At 33.7% G+C, this 17,600-nt stretch carries 13 protein-coding genes and 2 tRNA genes; 6 read left to right on the top strand and 9 right to left on the bottom strand.

The features are described from left to right. Positions 1–299: 299 nt before the first annotated feature. A complete protein-coding gene (locus ABXT06_RS21915) occupies positions 300–1,391 on the top strand; it encodes an outer membrane beta-barrel protein (RefSeq protein ID WP_354592638.1) in 1,092 nt (363 codons plus the stop codon). 289 nt (positions 1,392–1,680) lie between these two features. Here the strand turns inward: ABXT06_RS21915 and ABXT06_RS21920 are convergent, their stop codons facing one another. The 5 genes from ABXT06_RS21920 to ABXT06_RS21945 all read right to left on the bottom strand — a co-directional run bounded on the left by ABXT06_RS21920 (position 1,681) and on the right by ABXT06_RS21945 (position 7,358). After that, a complete protein-coding gene (locus tag ABXT06_RS21920) occupies positions 1,681–2,586 on the bottom strand; it encodes an N-acetylmuramoyl-L-alanine amidase (protein WP_354592639.1) in 906 nt (301 codons plus the stop codon). Between the two features lie 27 nt (positions 2,587–2,613). Beyond that, positions 2,614–3,171 (bottom strand): hypothetical protein, encoded by a 558-nt coding sequence (locus tag ABXT06_RS21925; protein WP_502909071.1) that lies wholly within the window; start codon positions 3,169–3,171, stop codon positions 2,614–2,616. A 42-nt stretch (positions 3,172–3,213) separates the two neighbouring features. Continuing rightward, the gene (rimO, locus tag ABXT06_RS21935) at positions 3,214–4,527 is read right to left on the bottom strand and encodes a 30S ribosomal protein S12 methylthiotransferase RimO (protein WP_354592641.1); all 1,314 of its coding nucleotides are present in this window, start codon (positions 4,525–4,527) and stop codon (positions 3,214–3,216) included. Between the two features lie 208 nt (positions 4,528–4,735). Further along, positions 4,736–6,319 carry an OmpP1/FadL family transporter gene (locus ABXT06_RS21940; protein ID WP_354592642.1) on the bottom strand — a complete coding sequence of 528 codons (1,584 nt, stop codon included), beginning with the start codon at positions 6,317–6,319 and terminating at the stop codon, positions 4,736–4,738. Between the two features lie 40 nt (positions 6,320–6,359). Continuing rightward, entirely contained in the window at positions 6,360–7,358 is a 999-nt protein-coding gene (locus tag ABXT06_RS21945) for a hypothetical protein (RefSeq protein ID WP_354592643.1), read from the bottom strand. A 101-nt stretch (positions 7,359–7,459) separates the two neighbouring features. Between ABXT06_RS21945 and proS the strand changes: the two genes are divergently transcribed. The 4 genes from proS to rpsT all read left to right on the top strand — a co-directional run bounded on the left by proS (position 7,460) and on the right by rpsT (position 9,610). Next, on the top strand, positions 7,460–8,938 hold the full coding sequence (gene proS, locus ABXT06_RS21950) for a proline--tRNA ligase (RefSeq protein ID WP_354592644.1): 1,479 nt from the start codon (positions 7,460–7,462) through the stop codon (positions 8,936–8,938). Between the two features lie 78 nt (positions 8,939–9,016). Continuing rightward, positions 9,017–9,088, top strand: a tRNA-Glu gene (locus tag ABXT06_RS21955). Positions 9,089–9,133: 45 nt separating this feature from the next. Further along, a tRNA-Glu gene (locus ABXT06_RS21960) sits at positions 9,134–9,205 on the top strand. A gap of 153 nt (positions 9,206–9,358) precedes the next feature. Beyond that, positions 9,359–9,610, top strand: coding sequence for a 30S ribosomal protein S20 (gene rpsT / locus ABXT06_RS21965; protein WP_073417115.1), 252 nt, complete (start codon positions 9,359–9,361; stop codon positions 9,608–9,610). Between the two features lie 187 nt (positions 9,611–9,797). Here rpsT and ABXT06_RS21970 read toward each other — a convergent pair whose 3' ends face one another. From ABXT06_RS21970 to ABXT06_RS21980, 3 genes are all read right to left on the bottom strand, one after another. After that, positions 9,798–10,640: an FkbM family methyltransferase gene (locus ABXT06_RS21970; protein ID WP_354592645.1), complete on the bottom strand. Its 843-nt coding sequence runs from the start codon at positions 10,638–10,640 to the stop codon at positions 9,798–9,800. 403 nt (positions 10,641–11,043) lie between these two features. After that, positions 11,044–11,451 (bottom strand): response regulator, encoded by a 408-nt coding sequence (locus ABXT06_RS21975; protein ID WP_354592646.1) that lies wholly within the window; start codon positions 11,449–11,451, stop codon positions 11,044–11,046. A gap of 5 nt (positions 11,452–11,456) precedes the next feature. Continuing rightward, positions 11,457–13,166, bottom strand: coding sequence for a PAS domain-containing sensor histidine kinase (locus ABXT06_RS21980; protein ID WP_354592647.1), 1,710 nt, complete (start codon positions 13,164–13,166; stop codon positions 11,457–11,459). A gap of 168 nt (positions 13,167–13,334) precedes the next feature. Between ABXT06_RS21980 and typA the strand changes: the two genes are divergently transcribed. After that, positions 13,335–15,131, top strand: a complete 1,797-nt coding sequence (gene typA, locus ABXT06_RS21985) for a translational GTPase TypA (RefSeq protein WP_111378311.1) — start codon at positions 13,335–13,337, stop codon at positions 15,129–15,131. Positions 15,132–15,241: 110 nt separating this feature from the next. Here the strand turns inward: typA and ABXT06_RS21990 are convergent, their stop codons facing one another. Beyond that, positions 15,242–17,596: a T9SS type B sorting domain-containing protein gene (locus ABXT06_RS21990; protein WP_354592648.1), complete on the bottom strand. Its 2,355-nt coding sequence runs from the start codon at positions 17,594–17,596 to the stop codon at positions 15,242–15,244. Positions 17,597–17,600: the final 4 nt, after the last annotated feature.

Genomic DNA, 17,600 nt, shown 5'->3' on the forward strand with positions numbered 1-17,600 from the left:
CTTGTTTAAAATGTGTAAAATGGTAAAATTATGTTGTTGAATTTTCAAAAACGATTATCGATAAATATTAAATCACGATTATTGTCGATTTAATTTTTGTAATCCGTAATTCTTTGTTCAAAACGTCAAAAAAGCCGTTTTGAATTATTCTACTCATACAAAAGTTAATAAATTCGCTAATGAAAATGATGATGATTTGAAGGCGCATGAAAGGTTTTAGAAATGACTTATACTATTAAATAGATATATAAAAGATTAACTAACCAGAATCAATTAATAACTAAAAACCAATTTAAAACATGAAAAAAGCATTTCACATTTTAGCCGCGATGTTAACAAGTTCTTTTGCCTTTGCCCAAGAAGAAGAAGCAGCCACTCCTCCAGCAACCACATGGGGAGGTTCTGCAGATGCGTACTATAAATATGATTTTTCAAAACAAATGAATGGATTAACGAGCTTTACCAACTCACAGAATTCATTCGAATTAGGAATGGCGTCGATAGAAGCGGGTCATACTTTTGGAAAAGCTTCAGTTTTTGTAGACTTAGGTTTCGGAAAAAGAGCAGCAGAATTTTCATATAACGAAACACCAGATAAAGATGCAAGTGCAAAATTTATGATTAAACAATTATTCTTTACATACAATTTAACCGATGAATTTAAAGTAGTAGCAGGTAGTTTCGGAACTCATATAGGATATGAGGTATTAGACGCGGTAGATAACAAAAACTATAGTATGTCTTATGCGTTTTCTTACGGGCCGTTTTTTAATACTGGGGTTAAAGCACAGTATACTTCTGGTAAATTTACAGCTATGTTAGGATTAACCAACCCAACGGATTTTAAATCGGCTATGGATGCAGGTTCGTATCAAAAAACGTTCATTGGACAAGTAGGATATATAGGTGATACAGGAAGTGCTTATTTGAATTTTACAACAGGAAGTACTAACCCGATACCGGGAAGTACAATTCCAGTTTCAGATGAAAATAAAACACAGTTTGATTTGACAGCATCTAAGACAATTAGTGATAGTTTTGCACTTGGGTTAAATGCGACTTATGCTAAAACAACAAATGATTTTGATAGTAATTTAGATGGAGATTGGTTTTCTTTGGTAGGATATGCTAATTATACTTTCAACCCTGCGTTGCTTTTGGCTTACAGAATGGAATATTTTGATGCCAAAGATGCAGCGCCAAGTTTAGGAACTTTATCAGGATCAAGTGTATTTGCTAATACAGTTTCTCTAAATTACAAAGTTGGAAAATTGACTATAATTCCTGAGTTAAGATACGACGCAGCGTCTGAAGATATATTTTTAGATAAAGATGCATTGCCAACAGGAGGAAGCTTCTATGCCTTAATTGCAACAACATACTCTTTCTAGAGATAAAGATTGATATTTTTTTTTTTTTTGGAGCTGTCGAAACATACTAATGTTTTGGCAGCTTTTTTATTTTTTAGTGAGTTATGAGTTATGGGTTATGAGTTATGAGTTATGAGTTGGATTAGGAGAATGTATTGTTTTTTATTTGTAATGCTGTAGAAGCGCACCGCAGTGCGTCTTTTCGCCTGTGCAAACTATCAATTGCAGAAATGGTTTTTATGCATTGAATAAAAAAAACGCATTTCTAAAACCTAGAAATGCGTTAGTGTATTTTAAAATTAGTTTTTATTTATTGAACTTGTTTTTTATAAATAGAATAAATAGTATCTATTGTTTTTCTATCTAAAACTGAAGTTGCATCAGTTTGAATATAATGTAGTTTAAAAGCTTGAATGGCTGCGGTCAAGTTTTTGGTGTTGTAACCTATTATTCTTAATGCAGGTTCAATCTTAAAATCAAACGGTGCAGGTTCTAAAACTTCGTCTTGCCAAATTCCAAAACCTTTTTCGGCTAAAGTTTTCCATGGAAATAAAGCGCTTGGATCTTGTTTTCTTCCAGGAGCAATATCTGCGTGACCTAAAAAGTTTTGTGTCGGAATATTATAATCTTTTTTTAGCTTAGTTAATAAAGCAACCAAACTGCTAATTTGTGCTTCCGTAAAAGGCCTAAATCCGTTATTGTCTAACTCAATTCCGATAGAACAAGAGTTTAAATCGGTTACTTTTCCCCAAGTTGAATTTCCAGCATGCCAAGCTCTTAAATAATCATTAAGCATTTGAACCACTTTTCCGTTTTCAGAAATGATGTAGTGAGCGCTTACTTGAGTCTTAGTTTTAGTAAAAGTATTTATCGTCTGCTGCAAAGAATCTTGCGCAGTATGGTGGATAATAACAAAACTCGGCTTTCTTAAATTGAAATTTACAGTACCAATCCACTCCGTATTAATTCCGTTTTGCAAATAAGTCGAGGTTGTTTTAGATAAAGTATCTTTTACAATTCTCAGTTGCTGCGCATAAGAAGTATCAATAACAACAGGTGAAACTGCCGGAATTGGTTTGGCTTCTTTACTTGTAATCTGGTTTTCCAAATTTTTTAGCTGCTGATCATAAGCTTTTTCAGTATTCTTGTACGGATTTGTAGAACAAGCACTGACAATGACAGCTAAAATCAGATAACAAAAAAGTTTTTTTGTCATAATTCGTTGTTTTTAAGTTAATAACGATTATTCTGATATTTTCGTATCTGGTGTCTCTTTTACTTCTTTTGAATCTTCTTTAGAATCTTTATCTTTTTTCTTTTTTGATTTGGTCTTTTTTACTTCTTTTAAAGTGTCCATAAAAGTTTTGTACTTTTCAACTTGATCAGGATTTAAAAAAGAAGTAATTTTTTTATCAGTACTTTCGCGTAAAGCTTTTATTTGTTCAATTTTTTGATCTTGGTTGCTGCTTTCATTTTTTAGCAAAATACCTTGTTCTCGTATGCTCTCTGCTAAAACATTTGTAATAGCAATCGCTTGCAATTCATCTAGATTTACTTGCGGTTTCATTTGTTCTACAATCATTCCTGCAGTTTCTTCAGGCGGAGTTTCTTTAGGTTTGCTTTGAGAACCCTGCTGTTGTCCAGCCATCATGCTTCTGTCCATACCCATTCCGCCTCCTCTTCCGTAACCATTGCCATAACCGTTACCGTAGCCATTATTGTACCCTCCTCCATATTGAGCAGAAACAGTAAAGGTAAATAAGCCAAAAACTAAAATAAATAAAGTTTGAAAAGGTTTCATAAAAGTATTTTTATCTGTGATTAACAATTGTTCAGCGTAAATTTAAGCAGGTTCCCCGTATAAATCAAATTCTGTTGCTTCAATTATCTTGATATTAACAAATTCTCCTGTTTTTACATAATGTTTAGAAGCATCAATTAGAACTTCATTGTCAACATCAGGACTGTCAAACTCTGTACGTCCCACAAAATGAGCGCCTTCTTTTCTGTCAATGATGCATTTAAATACTTTGCCGACTTTTTCTTGATTCAAATCCCAAGAAATTTGAGATTGCAATTCCATAATTTCGTTTGCTCTAGCTTGTTTTACATCATCTGGAACGTCGTCTTCTAATAAATATGCATGAGTATTTTCTTCATGAGAATAAGCAAAACACCCCATTCGGTCAAATTTCATCTCTTGAACAAAATCTTTCAAAATTTCAAAATCTTCTTGAGTTTCTCCAGGATAACCAACAATAAGAGTAGTTCTAATTGCCATTCCAGGAACTGCAGCGCGGAAATCTTTTAATAATTGAGTTGTTTTTGCCTGAGTTGTACCACGTCGCATTGATTTCAAAATTGAATCAGAAATATGCTGTAACGGAATGTCAATATAATTACAGATTTTAGGTTCGCGCTTCATTACTTCCAAAACATCCATAGGGAAACCAGTAGGGAAGGCATAGTGTAAACGAATCCACTCAATTCCTTCTACTTTTACTAAAGCTTCTAGTAATTCTGCAAGATTTCTTTTTTTATAAAGATCAAGACCGTAATAAGTTAAGTCTTGAGCAATTAAAATTAATTCTTTAACTCCATTTTTTGCTAAGCCTTGAGCTTCTTTAACTAATTTTTCAATTGGCTGAGAAATGTGAGAACCTCTCATTAACGGAATTGCACAAAAACTGCAAGGTCTGTCACATCCTTCAGCGATTTTCAAATAAGCGTAATTTTTTGGAGTTGTAGTTAAACGTTCTCCAAGTAATTCGTGTTTATAATCGGCACCAAGAGCTTTTAACAGTTGAGGTAATTCTGTAGTTCCAAAATATTGGTCAACATTCGGAATTTCTTTTTCTAAATCTGGTCTATAACGTTCAGACAAACATCCTGTTACAAAAACTTTGTCAACAAGTCCTTTGTCTTTTTTATCTGCATATTCCAAAATCATATTTACTGATTCTGCTTTTGCATTATCAATAAATCCGCAAGTATTAATTACAATAATGTTTCCTTCTTTTTCTGCAGGAGCTTCATGTTCAACTTCTTTTCCATTTGCGCGAAGCTGTCCCATTAGGACTTCACTATCATAAACATTTTTTGAACACCCAAGAGTGATTACGTTAATTTTGTTCTTTTTTAAAGACTTGGTTCTCATACTTTTATAAATTGGAGTGCAAAATTACACTTTTTTTATTCAAACTACGATAGTTTGCAGTTTGTTTTAGCTGTTTTTTATGAAGCTGGAGCTTCTTATTGTTTGTATTCCTTGATTTGAATTTAAAATAAAGTTTTTTTGAAAGGATAAAAAAAATCCGCCAAGGAAAAACCTGACGGAAATTTCAATCATCTATTTTGATTTCTAATTACAATTCAAATAATAAAGTCATAGTAACATTGTTTAATTTCGAAGTGATGTTAGCTCCATCTGTGAATCCTCTTGTAAAAAAACCTTGATTTGACTCTCTTTCCAGGTAAGAGTAAGCTAAATCCAACTTTGTAGACCCGAAATTATAACCTAAACCAGCAGAATAACTGTTTAATTCACCAACTGTAATTCCGTTTTTATAAGGACTTCCTTCATAACGGTATCCGCCTCTTAGGCTCAATTGTTTGATTTTATATTCAGCACCAATACGAAGTTCTCCAGTACTCGTTAGACTATTGTCTATCTCATTGTTAATGCCGCCAAAACCGGCATTGCCTGGTTTGAATTTAGCGTTTCCATAGTTTCTAATGCCGTAATCAATGCTTAATAAACCAGATTTTCCAAAAACGTATGCAGCGCTAAAAGTCCATTTGTCAGGTGTCTGTAAAGTATAAGATTCATATACGTTTACAACATTGGGATTTACATTGGCATTGATAATTGGTCCACCTGCAGCTTGTCTCGTTGTGTATAAACTTTGTGAGAGCTCATCATACAATTCATACCAAGTATTAGATTCGTATGCTATCCCAAGTCTAAAATTGTCAGTTACTTTTCCTATTGCTCCAAGCTGGAAAGAAAATCCGTTGCCATAAGTGTATAAATCATTATTGAATCTTATGCTTGATATTGTTTCATTTGGTGTGAGCGTACCATTATTGGTTTCGTAAAAACTTGTTGATCTTCTATAATCTGTGACATGAACATTTAAATTTGCTCCTAAATATAGTCGATCTTTATAAGATGTTGCGATATTGAAGCTTACTTTACTATTATATCCTCTTGAGTAAATGTCGTTAGTCTGGTAATAGTTGGTGTTATTGCCTTTTGGAACGTTTGTTGAATAAGGACTGTTAGGATTATTTACGTTGTCGATGTTTATAATATATCCTTGATATCCTAATAATGCTTGTTGCGCAGAAAACCCACTTAGATTAGGATATTGTCCATTTGGGAAATTAGACCCTAGATCTTGATATAAGTCAGTTATGGTTTCGTTAGGTAGGGTATTGACAAGTTGATGTGGAACTGGTGAGCCTCCATTACTGTAATTTGCATAATCTAGGAAATAAGCGTCAACCGAATGGGAGGAATTGTTTCCAGCAGAAAAAACTTCATTATTGAAATTATTTGTGTTTTCGTAAGTTGCACCAATTGAAATTTTATTCCAACCAACATTTGGATTGTGGTTTTTAAAAACAAAAACACCTCCTGCTTGGTTTAAGATAAAAGAGTTTTCTTTATCTGATGTTTGAGTTCCGTTGTAATTAGAATTGTTTTTAATATTCTGATTGCTAAAAGATACTCCAACTTGATTGCTGTTAAAAATGGCAGATCCGGCAGGGTTAACGCTTAAAGCAGATATGTCTCCTCCAACCGCTCCAAAAGCACCACTCATGGCTCTATAACGTGCAGTTCCAGTAAGGTTTTCTTGAGAATAACGCAAAGCATCTGAAACTTCTTGCGAATATGACGCGCTAACAGTTAGTCCTGTTATAAATAGGAAAAGTATTTTTTTCATTTTGATGAGTTTTAGTTTGAATTAAGTGTGCTGAGGAAAATTATCTTCTTCCTCCGCCACCGCCGCCAGATCTCATTCCGCCACCGCCGCCACCGCCGCTGTATGATCTAGATCCGCCACCACCGCCACTAGGAGCATAGCTTCTTGAAGATCCGCTATTGCTAGGTGTGTAGCTTCTAGGTGAACTACTGTTGTTGCTAGGTGTGTAGGTTCTGTTTGTTGTGGTATTTCCGCTATTGTTATAAGATCTTCTGTTGCTATAGTTGTAATTGGAACCGTTGTTGTAATTTCCTCTATTGGTGAATGTAGGGCTAGTAGTTCCTCTGTTTAAAGTAGAGGTTCTTCTAAAGTCAGTATAGCTGTTAGATCTGTTTGTGGTATAATTTCTGTTTGTTGTGTAATTTCCTCTATTGGTAGTATAGTCGCCTCTATTAGTAGTGTAGTTTCTATTTGTTGTATATCCTCTATTAGTACTGTAATTTCTGTTGTAAGCATAGTTTCTATCTCCATAATAAGCTGCAGAGCCTCTTCTTCCGTAGTTGTAAGAATAGTTATATCCGTAGCCATAGTATGGGTATCCCGGATAACCCCAGCCAGGGTAGCCCCATCCTGGATATCCCCATCCATAATAAGGATAACCCCATCCGTAATAGCCGTAACCATAATAAGGATAGCCCCATCCAAATCCGAATGACCATGTTGGGGTAGTGTAGAAGTTTACAGAAACATCAGAACTGCTGCTTCCCCATGCGGGATATGCTACAGATGCTGTTTGAGTGCTATCAGAATAATTAGTATAATTGTCAACGTCAGTAAATATTTCAGTTGGTTGATTATCGTCTTGCAGTGATCTGAAATATTCCTTGTATTGGTTGTTTGTTCCATTTGCTACATATTTAACAGATGAACCACCATAAACTCCATCATTATCATAATAAGAGGAATTTTGGTAAGAACCACACGATGCTAGCAATAAACTCAGTAATCCAATTAAGTAAAAATGATTAGAGTTTTGGCGGAGTGAAAGGTAAGTTTTCATATCTGTGGTGTTTTTTATTGTTGCACATTACAAAATTAGTTAGTTTTGTCAAACTATTTAGTTAAAATTATTAAAACAAAATTTGTGCCAAAAGATATAATATGAGCAAGAACCTCACTACAAGATCAGAAGATTATTCAAAATGGTATAACGAACTGGTTGTAAAAGCAGATCTAGCTGAAAATTCAGGAGTTAGAGGATGTATGGTAATAAAACCATACGGATATGCTATTTGGGAAAAAATGCAAGCTGAGTTAGATCGTATGTTCAAAGAAACTGGACATCAAAATGCGTATTTTCCTTTGTTTGTACCGAAAAGCATGTTTGAGGCTGAAGAGAAAAATGCTGAGGGATTTGCAAAAGAATGCGCGGTTGTAACGCATTATAGATTGAAAAATGACGAGGAAAGACCGGGAAAATTAATGGTTGATCCGAATGCAAGATTAGAAGAGGAGCTCATTGTTCGTCCAACAAGTGAAGCTATTATTTGGTCTACATATAAAGGATGGGTTCAGTCTTATAGAGATTTACCTTTATTGATTAATCAATGGGCGAATGTGGTTCGATGGGAAATGCGTACGCGTTTATTCTTAAGAACTGCTGAGTTTTTATGGCAAGAAGGGCATACAGCTCACGCTACAAAAGCAGAAGCTATTGAAGAGTCTGAAAAAATGATGAATGTTTATGCTGATTTTGCTGAGAACTTTATGGCAATTCCAGTTGTGAAAGGTTTTAAAACCGAAACAGAACGTTTTGCTGGTGCAGATGAAACATATTGTATTGAAGCATTAATGCAAGACGGAAAAGCTTTGCAGGCTGGTACATCTCACTTCTTGGGACAAAACTTTGCAAAAGCTTTTGATGTTAAGTTTGCTAATGCTGAAGGAAAACAAGAACACGTTTGGGGTACTTCTTGGGGGGTTTCTACTCGTTTGATGGGAGCGTTGATTATGACGCATTCTGATGATCAAGGATTGGTGTTGCCTCCAAATTTGGCTCCAATTCAAGTGGTTATCGTACCTATATATAAGACTGATGAACAATTGGCTCAAATTACAGAAGCTGTTAAGGATTTGACGGCTAAATTGAGAAAATTAAAAATCACGGTTAAATTTGATGACAGAACAACTCAAAAACCAGGATTTAAATTTGCGGAGTGGGAATTGAAAGGGGTTCCTGTTCGAATTGCAGTTGGTCCAAAAGATTTAGAAAACGGAACTTTTGAAGTCGCGAGACGCGATAATTTGACAAAAGAGGTTGTTGCTAGCGAAAAAATCGTTGAACATGTTAATGATCTTTTAGAACATATTCAAACGGACTTATTTACTAAAGCATTAGATTATCGTAATACTCATATTACGGAAGTGAATAGTTTTGAGGAATTTAAAGAAGTTTTAGAAGGAAAAGGTGGCTTTTTATCTGCTCATTGGGATGGAACTGCTGAGACAGAAGAGAAGATAAAAGAATTGACAAAAGCGACAATTCGTTGCATCCCTTTAGATGCTGTTGAAGAGGCGGGAACCTGTGTGTTTACTGGGAAACCATCGTCTAAAAGAGTGCTTTTTGCTAAGGCATATTAAAAAAAAATATATTTTTTTGCATTAGGTGTTGCGCAAATAAAAAATAGATGTATCTTTGCATCCGCAATACAGAAGCACGGTCCGTTCGTCTATCGGTTAGGACGCCAGGTTTTCATCCTGGTAAGGGGGGTTCGATTCCCCCACGGACTACAAGTTATATTACATATTGAAAAGTTTCCAACTTAGGAGAATATTGGTCCGTTCGTCTAGGGGTTAGGACGCCAGGTTTTCATCCTGGTAACAGGGGTTCGATTCCCCTACGGACTACAAATTAGTTGTAAATAAGTTTTGTAAAACAAAAATTGGTGTCTCGGTTTTTGTTTTATTAGTTAAAACCAAAGTGATTGTCTAACAATTGTGGGAGGTTTTTCTTTTTTAACTAGTATTTATAATAATTATTACATCTAAAATTAAAAGAAAATGGCAAATCATAAGTCAGCATTAAAAAGAATCAGAAGCAACGAAAAAAGAAGAGTTCTTAACAGATATCAGCATAAAACTACTCGTAATGCTATTAAAGCGTTAAGATTAGCTACTGATAAAGCTGATGCTACTGCAAAATTATCAACTGTAATCTCTATGATTGATAAATTAGCTAAAAAGAACATCATTCATGATAATAAAGCTTCTAACTTGAAGTCTAAATTAACTAAACATGTTGCTAAATTGTAATTAAAACAATTTACTAGATATATAAAAAGTCCTCTTTGAGGACTTTTTTTTGTTAAAACAAAATCTTAAGAGATTTCAAATAAAACGAGAAATTCCAGTTCTTTCAGGCTTATAAAAGATGTTAGATTTGGAGTTTTTAATTTAGAAAAGTTTACTTTGCGCCCCTCCCTTTTTTTAGCCACTTTGTTTAATGCTGCTGGTTGAAATAATATGTTCCGTTTTTGATTGTTGAGCGTTTTTCCAGTTCTCTAATTGCCCATGCTACAAGGTCAAATGATTTATAGACATGATGAGCAATCATTGCCAGGTGCATTAATTGACTATTGGTGAAATTTTCAGGATAAGTGATATCTTTGATGTAAACAATATCGGCTTCTAATAATTGGTTAAAACGTTTGTCTTTATATTCATTCCATGAAGCTTTAACTGGCCAATTTTTAATAGCTGTAAATGTATGAGGGATAAAGCCTTGTAAGCGCATTTCTAAATCGATATCGCCAAATGAGGCCTGATTTTCGTATAAGTTTACAAAGGAAACTTCAGTTTGAATAAATACAGCTTCTTTTAATTTTTCTTTACCGTGTTGAAATACCATTAATTCAGCTCCTTGAATGTCAATTTTAAGTAAGTCTATATGATTAATGGCTTCAATGTCATCAAGGCGCTTTGTTTGAATTTTTTCTTGCCTTATAATTCTTCCCCATTCTGAAAATCCTTCAAACAAATCGAGTTGTCGTTTGTTAGGTTTTAGCAGGCTAACCATTCCTGTTGCGCTGGTGATGTTTAATGTATGTTGGTTACCGTCTCCTACAGCATCAGAAAGGTAAGTTTCTTTTGCGCTTTTTGTGTTTAATAGTTGAGCTAGTGCATGCGGTTGCGGTTCAAATCCATAAACATGACATAGACCGGATTGTAGCATAGATTTGTAAGGAGGGTCACCGTCAATTGGGTTTGCTCCGATATCTACAATGTTTGTTAGTCTTTCGGGAATAAAGATTTCTTCAGGATTAGAGTAAAAATATGTTTCCATAGGGTTGTTATAATTGATTTATAATATGCGTTTTGGGTAATTGTATTAAAAACGATTCTAAAGATTGAATTTGTTTTTGTGTATACGCTTTTTGTATCAATGGTGGCAAATTTACTTCCGAATAGAAATATACTATGGCTCAATTAGGTAAAAAAATAATAGATTAAGTTTTTTTTTTTTTTTTTGAAGAATAGTAATGCTGAAAATGTATAATTTATTTTAATATAAAGTAGTGCTTATAAGTTTGATTTTTGAAAACGGCTTTTCAGTATCTTCTTGATTTAAAATTTTATATTAAAACAAATTTTTGTGTTACTTTATGAAAGTCTTTATTTTGGTGGATCCAGTTTTTTTGAAGTAATATTTATTGTTTCATATAAATCAAATGTTTGGATTTTAAACTTTATAGATCAATTTTCTTCTTAAGATATTCCAGCATTGGCTGTGTAATAGGTTTGGAAAGGAAATCTATTATAATGGGATATTTTTTTGCTTTGGCAAGATCTTCGGGGTCAATAGTAGAAGATAGTACGATTACGGGAACGGCGTTGAACTCTCTGTAGTCTGGAGAAGTGAAATGATCCAAAAACTCCCATCCGCTCATAATTGGCATATTTAAATCTAAAAAAATTAATTCAGGTCTTTTTTTTGCTTTGTCCTTTGTGTATTTTAAGACATTGAAATGATGAAGAGCTTCTTCGCCGTTTTGAGCTGTAATAACTTCATGTGAAAATGAAGATTTTGAAATTACTTTTTTGCATAGCATCAATGTGATAGGGTCATCATCGATGCATAAAATCTGCTCAAGCATAATAATTAATTTTTAAATGTTATTGTAAATGTAGTTCCTTTATTAACTTCGCTATCGATAGAAATTGTTCCTCCCATTGTTTCTACTTGTGATTTTACAAGATATAATCCTAGTCCTTTGCTATCAGGATAATTGTGGAATCTCTGATATAGTCCAAATACTTTGTCGCGATTTCTTTCAAGGTCAATTCCGATTCCGTTATCTTTAAAGGTCAAGATTGTTCTATGTTCTATTTGTTCTGCGGTTATGGAAATTTTTAGTTTTCTGTTTTCCGATTTGTATTTTATAGAATTAGTTAAAAGGTTTAATAAAATACTTTCAATATAAGCTTTGTTTGTAATAAGTTCTGGGACTTTGTCGAACTTAAGCTTGATTATAGGCTTGTGTAGTTCAATTTGAAACGAAAGTTGGCTAAATACATTTTCAAAAACCTCCTTTAAGGAAACTTCTTCTTTCTGCATTGAAGGGTTGTCTTTAATGATAATGACTTTTACTAAATCATTTATGGTTTCATTTAATAAATGTGTCGATTTTGTAAATCCAGCTACTATTTCTTGAAGTTCTTCATTTTCTATAGGAATATCTTCCATTAAATTTAACAACCCAATTAAGTTTGAAAGTGGTGCTCTAAGATTATGCGATGTAATATAAGAGAACTGTTTTAAGTCCTTGTTGTTTTGAGTTAATTCTCGAATAAGATGTTCTTTTTCTGTTTCAAGTTTTTTCTCATCTGTAATATCTCTCTGTATAGAAATCCAGTGAGAAATTACTCCTTCGTTGTTAAAAATAGGAATCATAGAAAAACGTACCCAGTATTCTTCTTTAGTTTTGGTGTAAGTAATAGTTTCAATTAGACATTCCTCTTCATTTTTTATGGCTTTTAAAAGTTTTTTTAATTCATCAGAATCTGATTTTGGTCCTTTAAAAATGTTCGGCGATTTCCCTATAATTTCATTTGATTGGTAACCTGACATTTGTGAAAATGCAGGGTTGACGTAAACTATTTTTGGTATTTTTTTTTCAGTAGAATTGGCTTCGGTAATTAAAATAGAATCTTTAGACTGTGTAATTACGGTTTCTAAAAGTTTTAATCGCTGTTCTTCTTCTTTTTGTTTTGTAATATCTTGAATAGCTCCAATCATTCTAATAGCTCTTCCATTTTCATCTTTTAATAAAAAGCCTCTATCCAGAACATATTTGTACGATCCGTCTGCACATTTAAAGCGGTATTGGTCTTGCCATTTCTCCGTTTTTTGTTCTATAAAAGAATATAGCTTTATTGACATTCGGATGCTGTCTTCTGGGTGAATTTTGTCGAACCACCATTTAGAAGTTTTGCCTACTTCTTTTGGGTCGTAACCAAAAACACCTTCAATTCCTTTGTTCCAATTAATACTGTCCTCTTGAATTTTCCAATCCCAAATTGTATCGCTTGTCGCTTTCGCTACAATGTCATATTTCTCATTAGATTCTTTTATTTCTTCATTGGTTTTGTTTAACTTTTCAAAGATGGTTATGTTTCTTTTTTCATTTTTTGAAAGTATAAAACTGAAAACTAATACTGTGATTAGAATAAATACAATGTCTTTTATTAAAGATAAATATGGATATTCTGAAGAAGAAAAGTAGGTTGTGAGTAATTTATGACATATGACCGCCATAATTATCGAGATGATTGTATAAATAAGAGTAATTTGGAGAGTTTTACTTTTCATCACCTCAAATATAGTTAATTTAACCATAACTAAACGTATGTTAATGTCATTTTGAAACCGATATTTTCATGATTTATATTAACTAATTGATTGTATATACGCAAACTATGATAGAAACATTTTTTTTTAAAAAATAAAGTGTACCTTTGCGCCCATTAAAAATCACAGATGGAATCTATTAGAAACATTGCAATTATTGCCCACGTCGATCACGGTAAAACAACTTTGGTTGATAAAATTATGTATCACTGTCAGTTATTTCGTGAGAACGAAAACACAGGTGATTTAATCTTAGATAATAATGATTTAGAGCGTGAGAGAGGTATTACAATTACTTCTAAAAACGTATCGGTTCAATATAAAGGAACAAAAATCAATATTATCGACACTCCTGGCCACGCCGATTTTGGAGGTGAAGTAGAACGTGTATTGAACATGGCCGATGGTGTATGTTTGCTAGTAGATGCTTTTGAAGGGCCAATGCCACAAACGCGTTTCGTACTGCAAAAAGCTATTGACTTAGGTTTGAAACCATGCGTTGTAATCAATAAAGTAGATAAAGAAAACTGTACTCCTGAAGAAGTTCATGAGAAAGTTTTTGACCTAATGTTCGAATTAGGTGCTACTGAAGAGCAGTTAGATTTCCCAGCTGTTTACGGTTCTGCTAAGAACAACTGGATGTCTGATGATTGGAAAAATCAAACAGAAAACATTGAGCCATTATTAGACATGGTTATTGCAAATGTTCCAGCTCCTAAAGTTTCTGAAGGAACGCCACAAATGTTAATCACATCTTTAGATTTTTCTTCATTTACAGGTCGTATCGCTATCGGACGTCTTGAAAGAGGTACTTTAAAAGAAGGAATGCCAATTTCTTTGGTAAAAAGAGATGGAAAAATCATCAAATCTAGAATTAAAGAATTACACACTTTTGAAGGTTTAGGCCGTAGAAAAGTAGAAGAAGTTGTTGCTGGAGATATTTGTGCGGTTGTAGGTATTGAAGGTTTCGAAATTGGTGATACTATTGCTGATTTTGAAAATCCAGAAGCTTTACAAACAATTGCTATTGATGAGCCAACAATGTCTATGTTGTTTACAATTAACGATTCTCCTTTCTTTGGTAAAGAAGGTAAATTTGTTACTTCTAGACATATTCGTGAAAGATTAACAAAAGAGCTTGAGAAAAACTTAGCGATGAAAGTTGGAGAAACTGATTCTGCTGATAAATTCATGGTTTTTGGTCGTGGTGTACTTCACTTATCTGTTCTTATCGAAACAATGAGAAGAGAAGGGTACGAGCTTCAAATTGGTCAGCCACAAGTTATCATCAAAGAAGTTGATGGTGTTAAATGTGAGCCAATTGAGGAATTAACAATCGACTTGCCAGAAAACCTTTCAGGTAGAGCGGTTGAATTCGTAACAATCCGTAAAGGTGAAATGCTTTCTATGGAAGGTAAAGGTGAGCGTATGATTATTAAATTCAACATTCCATCTCGTGGTATTATTGGTTTAAGAAATCAATTGCTTACTGCTACTGCTGGTGAGGCTATTATGGCACACCGTTTCATCGGGTACGAACCATACAAAGGGGAAATTCCTGGACGTAACAATGGTTCATTAATCTCTATGGAAAACGGAAAAGCAATTCCTTACTCTATCGATAAATTACAAGATCGTGGTAAATTCTTCGTTGATCCTAACGAGGATATCTATGAAGGTCAAGTAATTGGGGAAAATACTCGTAGCGACGATATGACTGTTAACGTTACTAAAACGAAAAAACTTTCTAACGTACGTTCTTCTGGAGCTGATGATAAAGCTAGAATTATTCCAGCTATCAAATTCTCATTAGAAGAAGCTTTAGAGTATATCCAAAAAGACGAGTATGTTGAAGTTACTCCAAAATCTTTACGTTTAAGAAAAATCTACTTAAGCGAAACAGATAGAAAGAGATACAAAATCTAATTAGATTAATTTTCAATATAAAAAATCCCAAATTCCAATTAAGGAGTTTGGGATTCTTTTTTATAGTATAGTTTTGAATTTGGAATTTCAGTATTTGAATTTTAAAAACGTTATCTTTTTAAACTAAAATGCCCTTTCACATTTTTTCCGTCAACAAAAAGAAGGGTGAACCAATAATCATCTGAAGGCATTTCTCTTCCGTTAAAAATTCCATTCCAACCAGATCCGTTTTGATTCATTTGGTTTAATAATTTTCCATAACGATCAAAAATAGAAATAGTATAATCTGGCATTTGATCAATGTTTTTAATTGCCCATAAATCATTGTATCCGTCTCCATTTGGAGTAAAGAAACGTGGATAATCTAAAACATATATTTTAAAAGAATTAGATGGGCCACATCCATTTTTGTCTTTAGCAATTGCATTGTATATGCCAGGGGTTACCTGAGTAAAAGTTGGGTCGTCTTGAAAAGTGGTTCCGTCAAGAGAAAACTCATAATTTCCAACTCCTGTATATAGGATTTTTACAGAATTATCTATTCCGGAGAAATCTTTTACATTTGCTCCTGTAATTGTGGCTGGTTCAGATAAAATTACTTTGAATTTTTTAGTTTTTGGACATCCATTTGCATCTGTTACAGTTACAGAGTAATCGCCAGCACTACTAACAGGAATTGAATTTGTTGTACCGCCATTATTAGACCAAGTGTAGCTGCTAAAACCAGTGGCAACAGTTAATATTATCTCATCTCCTTTACAAAGATATTTTGTTTCATCTTCAAAATTAGGAGGATCAAAAGTATGTACAATCAATTCGATAGGAGCTATGTCATAACAGTTTGATCCATTAGCAGCACGCGCATAGATAGTTTGGCTGTTTGGTATAGTATTTTTGAAAATATTTGGCAGTTGATTTGTTTCTGTAATTGCATCAGAAGCTGTCAGAAAGTAATTAATTACAAGTCCAGAAGGTAAACCTGCTAAAATTTGTGGAGTTACTTCTTGTTCTAAATTAAATTGATATAAACCGTCTTGTATTTCGTCTTCGTCACATTTAGCAATTGGAGCTTGATCTGGTATTACAGTATTAGAAACATTTAGTGTGATTTGAGGTATTGCACTGCAGCCAAAAGTGTTTTCGATCCTAGCAAAAACGATTTGATTCGGAGCTTTATTGGTATAACGCTGCGGATTTAAAATTGGATTCGTTTTTGCCTGAGCATCGGCTAAAGTTTCGTAATATCCTTGATTGATAATTTGCGAATTGTTGTTTTTTATAATATTGGCAACTTTGGTCAGGTCAAAAATGGTGAAACCGTCTGCATCATCATCACATTGTAATAAAGAAGTATTGGTTGATTGAATTTGAGGTGTAAACTCAATTGTGATTTCTCCAACAGAAATACATGTTGTACCGCTCAAATTCGCTTCAGCTTTATACGTGCCTGTTGTTTGTACAGCATAAGATGAGGATGTTGCTCCTGGAATTTCAACATAATTGTTGGAAGCATCTTTTTTGAACCATTTAAAAGTGTAAGCTGTTGAGCTTATATTGGTGTCTAAAACGTAATTTTCGCCAAAACATATTGGATTATTATTGGCCGCAGTTCTATCTTCACCAAAATTTATTTTCGTTACAAAACTGCCTGCCTCAATAAAAACTGCCGAATTATATTGTCTGGTAGCATCGTCGGCAACAACCAATTTTAAATGGTATTTTTTGCCGGGAATTACACTTGTAGAGGCATTCATTACTACGGTTTGACCCGCATAATTAATTGGACTTGAAGCAATATTATATCCATTAAAGTAATTTTCATTAACAGCAGAACAGCCAATAAGTGGTTCTCCGCCCGCACCATTCATGTTTTCAATTTTTGGATGGACTGTTGTTGCCGAAACTGCTGTAGTGGTATTGGGTAAGACTGCAAGGTTTTTATAGTTTTCAGTGCTTCCAGTTTCCTTAATCAAAAAAGCAAATCCGTCCGAATAAATACAAGGGAAATTAAGTTGATACTCATTTGAAGCAAAAATATAATTAAAGCTAATAGAGTTGGTCAATGCTACAAAATCAAATTCTAAAACTGTTGCTTGCGTACTATTATTAATTCCTAAAGCTTGATTGAGATCAGTATCACCGTTCCACCCTGGCACTTCTGTGCCTTTGGATTGTTGCTGATTATAGGGTCCTTCTGCTTTTTTGCTAGGAGAAGTGCTTAAAACTATTCCACTAGAAAATGGAAAATTAGCGCCTCCCGTAAAAGAACCATAGCTCTGCTGGTTTGGAGTTGGATTTCCTGAGGCATTTACACTTTCGGTATCAATACAAGAACTATTTATTAGAACATTCTGAATTAAATCCGCAGGTGTCACAGTAGGATTTACGGAGATAGCCTGTGCGCTAATTTTATTATAAAAACAGCACAAAATGAAAATTAGAAATAAAACTCTTGAAAAACTCATAGTA

This window comes from Flavobacterium sp. UW10123, from assembly GCF_040538975.1.
Taxonomy (GTDB): domain Bacteria; phylum Bacteroidota; class Bacteroidia; order Flavobacteriales; family Flavobacteriaceae; genus Flavobacterium.

What these genes read in the sequence shown, in the direction of transcription:
- ABXT06_RS21990 (WP_354592648.1), bottom strand. Translation starts at nt 17,596, where the DNA reads ATGAGTTTTTCAAGAGTTTTATTTCTAATTTTCATTTTGTGCTGTTTT.
- ABXT06_RS21980 (WP_354592647.1), bottom strand. Translation starts at nt 13,166, where the DNA reads ATGAAAAGTAAAACTCTCCAAATTACTCTTATTTATACAATCATCTCG.
- rimO (WP_354592641.1), bottom strand. Translation starts at nt 4,527, where the DNA reads ATGAGAACCAAGTCTTTAAAAAAGAACAAAATTAACGTAATCACTCTT.
- ABXT06_RS21970 (WP_354592645.1), bottom strand. Translation starts at nt 10,640, where the DNA reads ATGGAAACATATTTTTACTCTAATCCTGAAGAAATCTTTATTCCCGAA.
- ABXT06_RS21945 (WP_354592643.1), bottom strand. Translation starts at nt 7,358, where the DNA reads ATGAAAACTTACCTTTCACTCCGCCAAAACTCTAATCATTTTTACTTA.
- ABXT06_RS21915 (WP_354592638.1), top strand. Translation starts at nt 300, where the DNA reads ATGAAAAAAGCATTTCACATTTTAGCCGCGATGTTAACAAGTTCTTTT.
- ABXT06_RS21925 (WP_502909071.1), bottom strand. Translation starts at nt 3,171, where the DNA reads ATGAAACCTTTTCAAACTTTATTTATTTTAGTTTTTGGCTTATTTACC.
- ABXT06_RS21940 (WP_354592642.1), bottom strand. Translation starts at nt 6,319, where the DNA reads ATGAAAAAAATACTTTTCCTATTTATAACAGGACTAACTGTTAGCGCG.
- rpsT (WP_073417115.1), top strand. Translation starts at nt 9,359, where the DNA reads ATGGCAAATCATAAGTCAGCATTAAAAAGAATCAGAAGCAACGAAAAA.
- ABXT06_RS21975 (WP_354592646.1), bottom strand. Translation starts at nt 11,451, where the DNA reads ATGCTTGAGCAGATTTTATGCATCGATGATGACCCTATCACATTGATG.
- proS (WP_354592644.1), top strand. Translation starts at nt 7,460, where the DNA reads ATGAGCAAGAACCTCACTACAAGATCAGAAGATTATTCAAAATGGTAT.
- ABXT06_RS21920 (WP_354592639.1), bottom strand. Translation starts at nt 2,586, where the DNA reads ATGACAAAAAAACTTTTTTGTTATCTGATTTTAGCTGTCATTGTCAGT.
- typA (WP_111378311.1), top strand. Translation starts at nt 13,335, where the DNA reads ATGGAATCTATTAGAAACATTGCAATTATTGCCCACGTCGATCACGGT.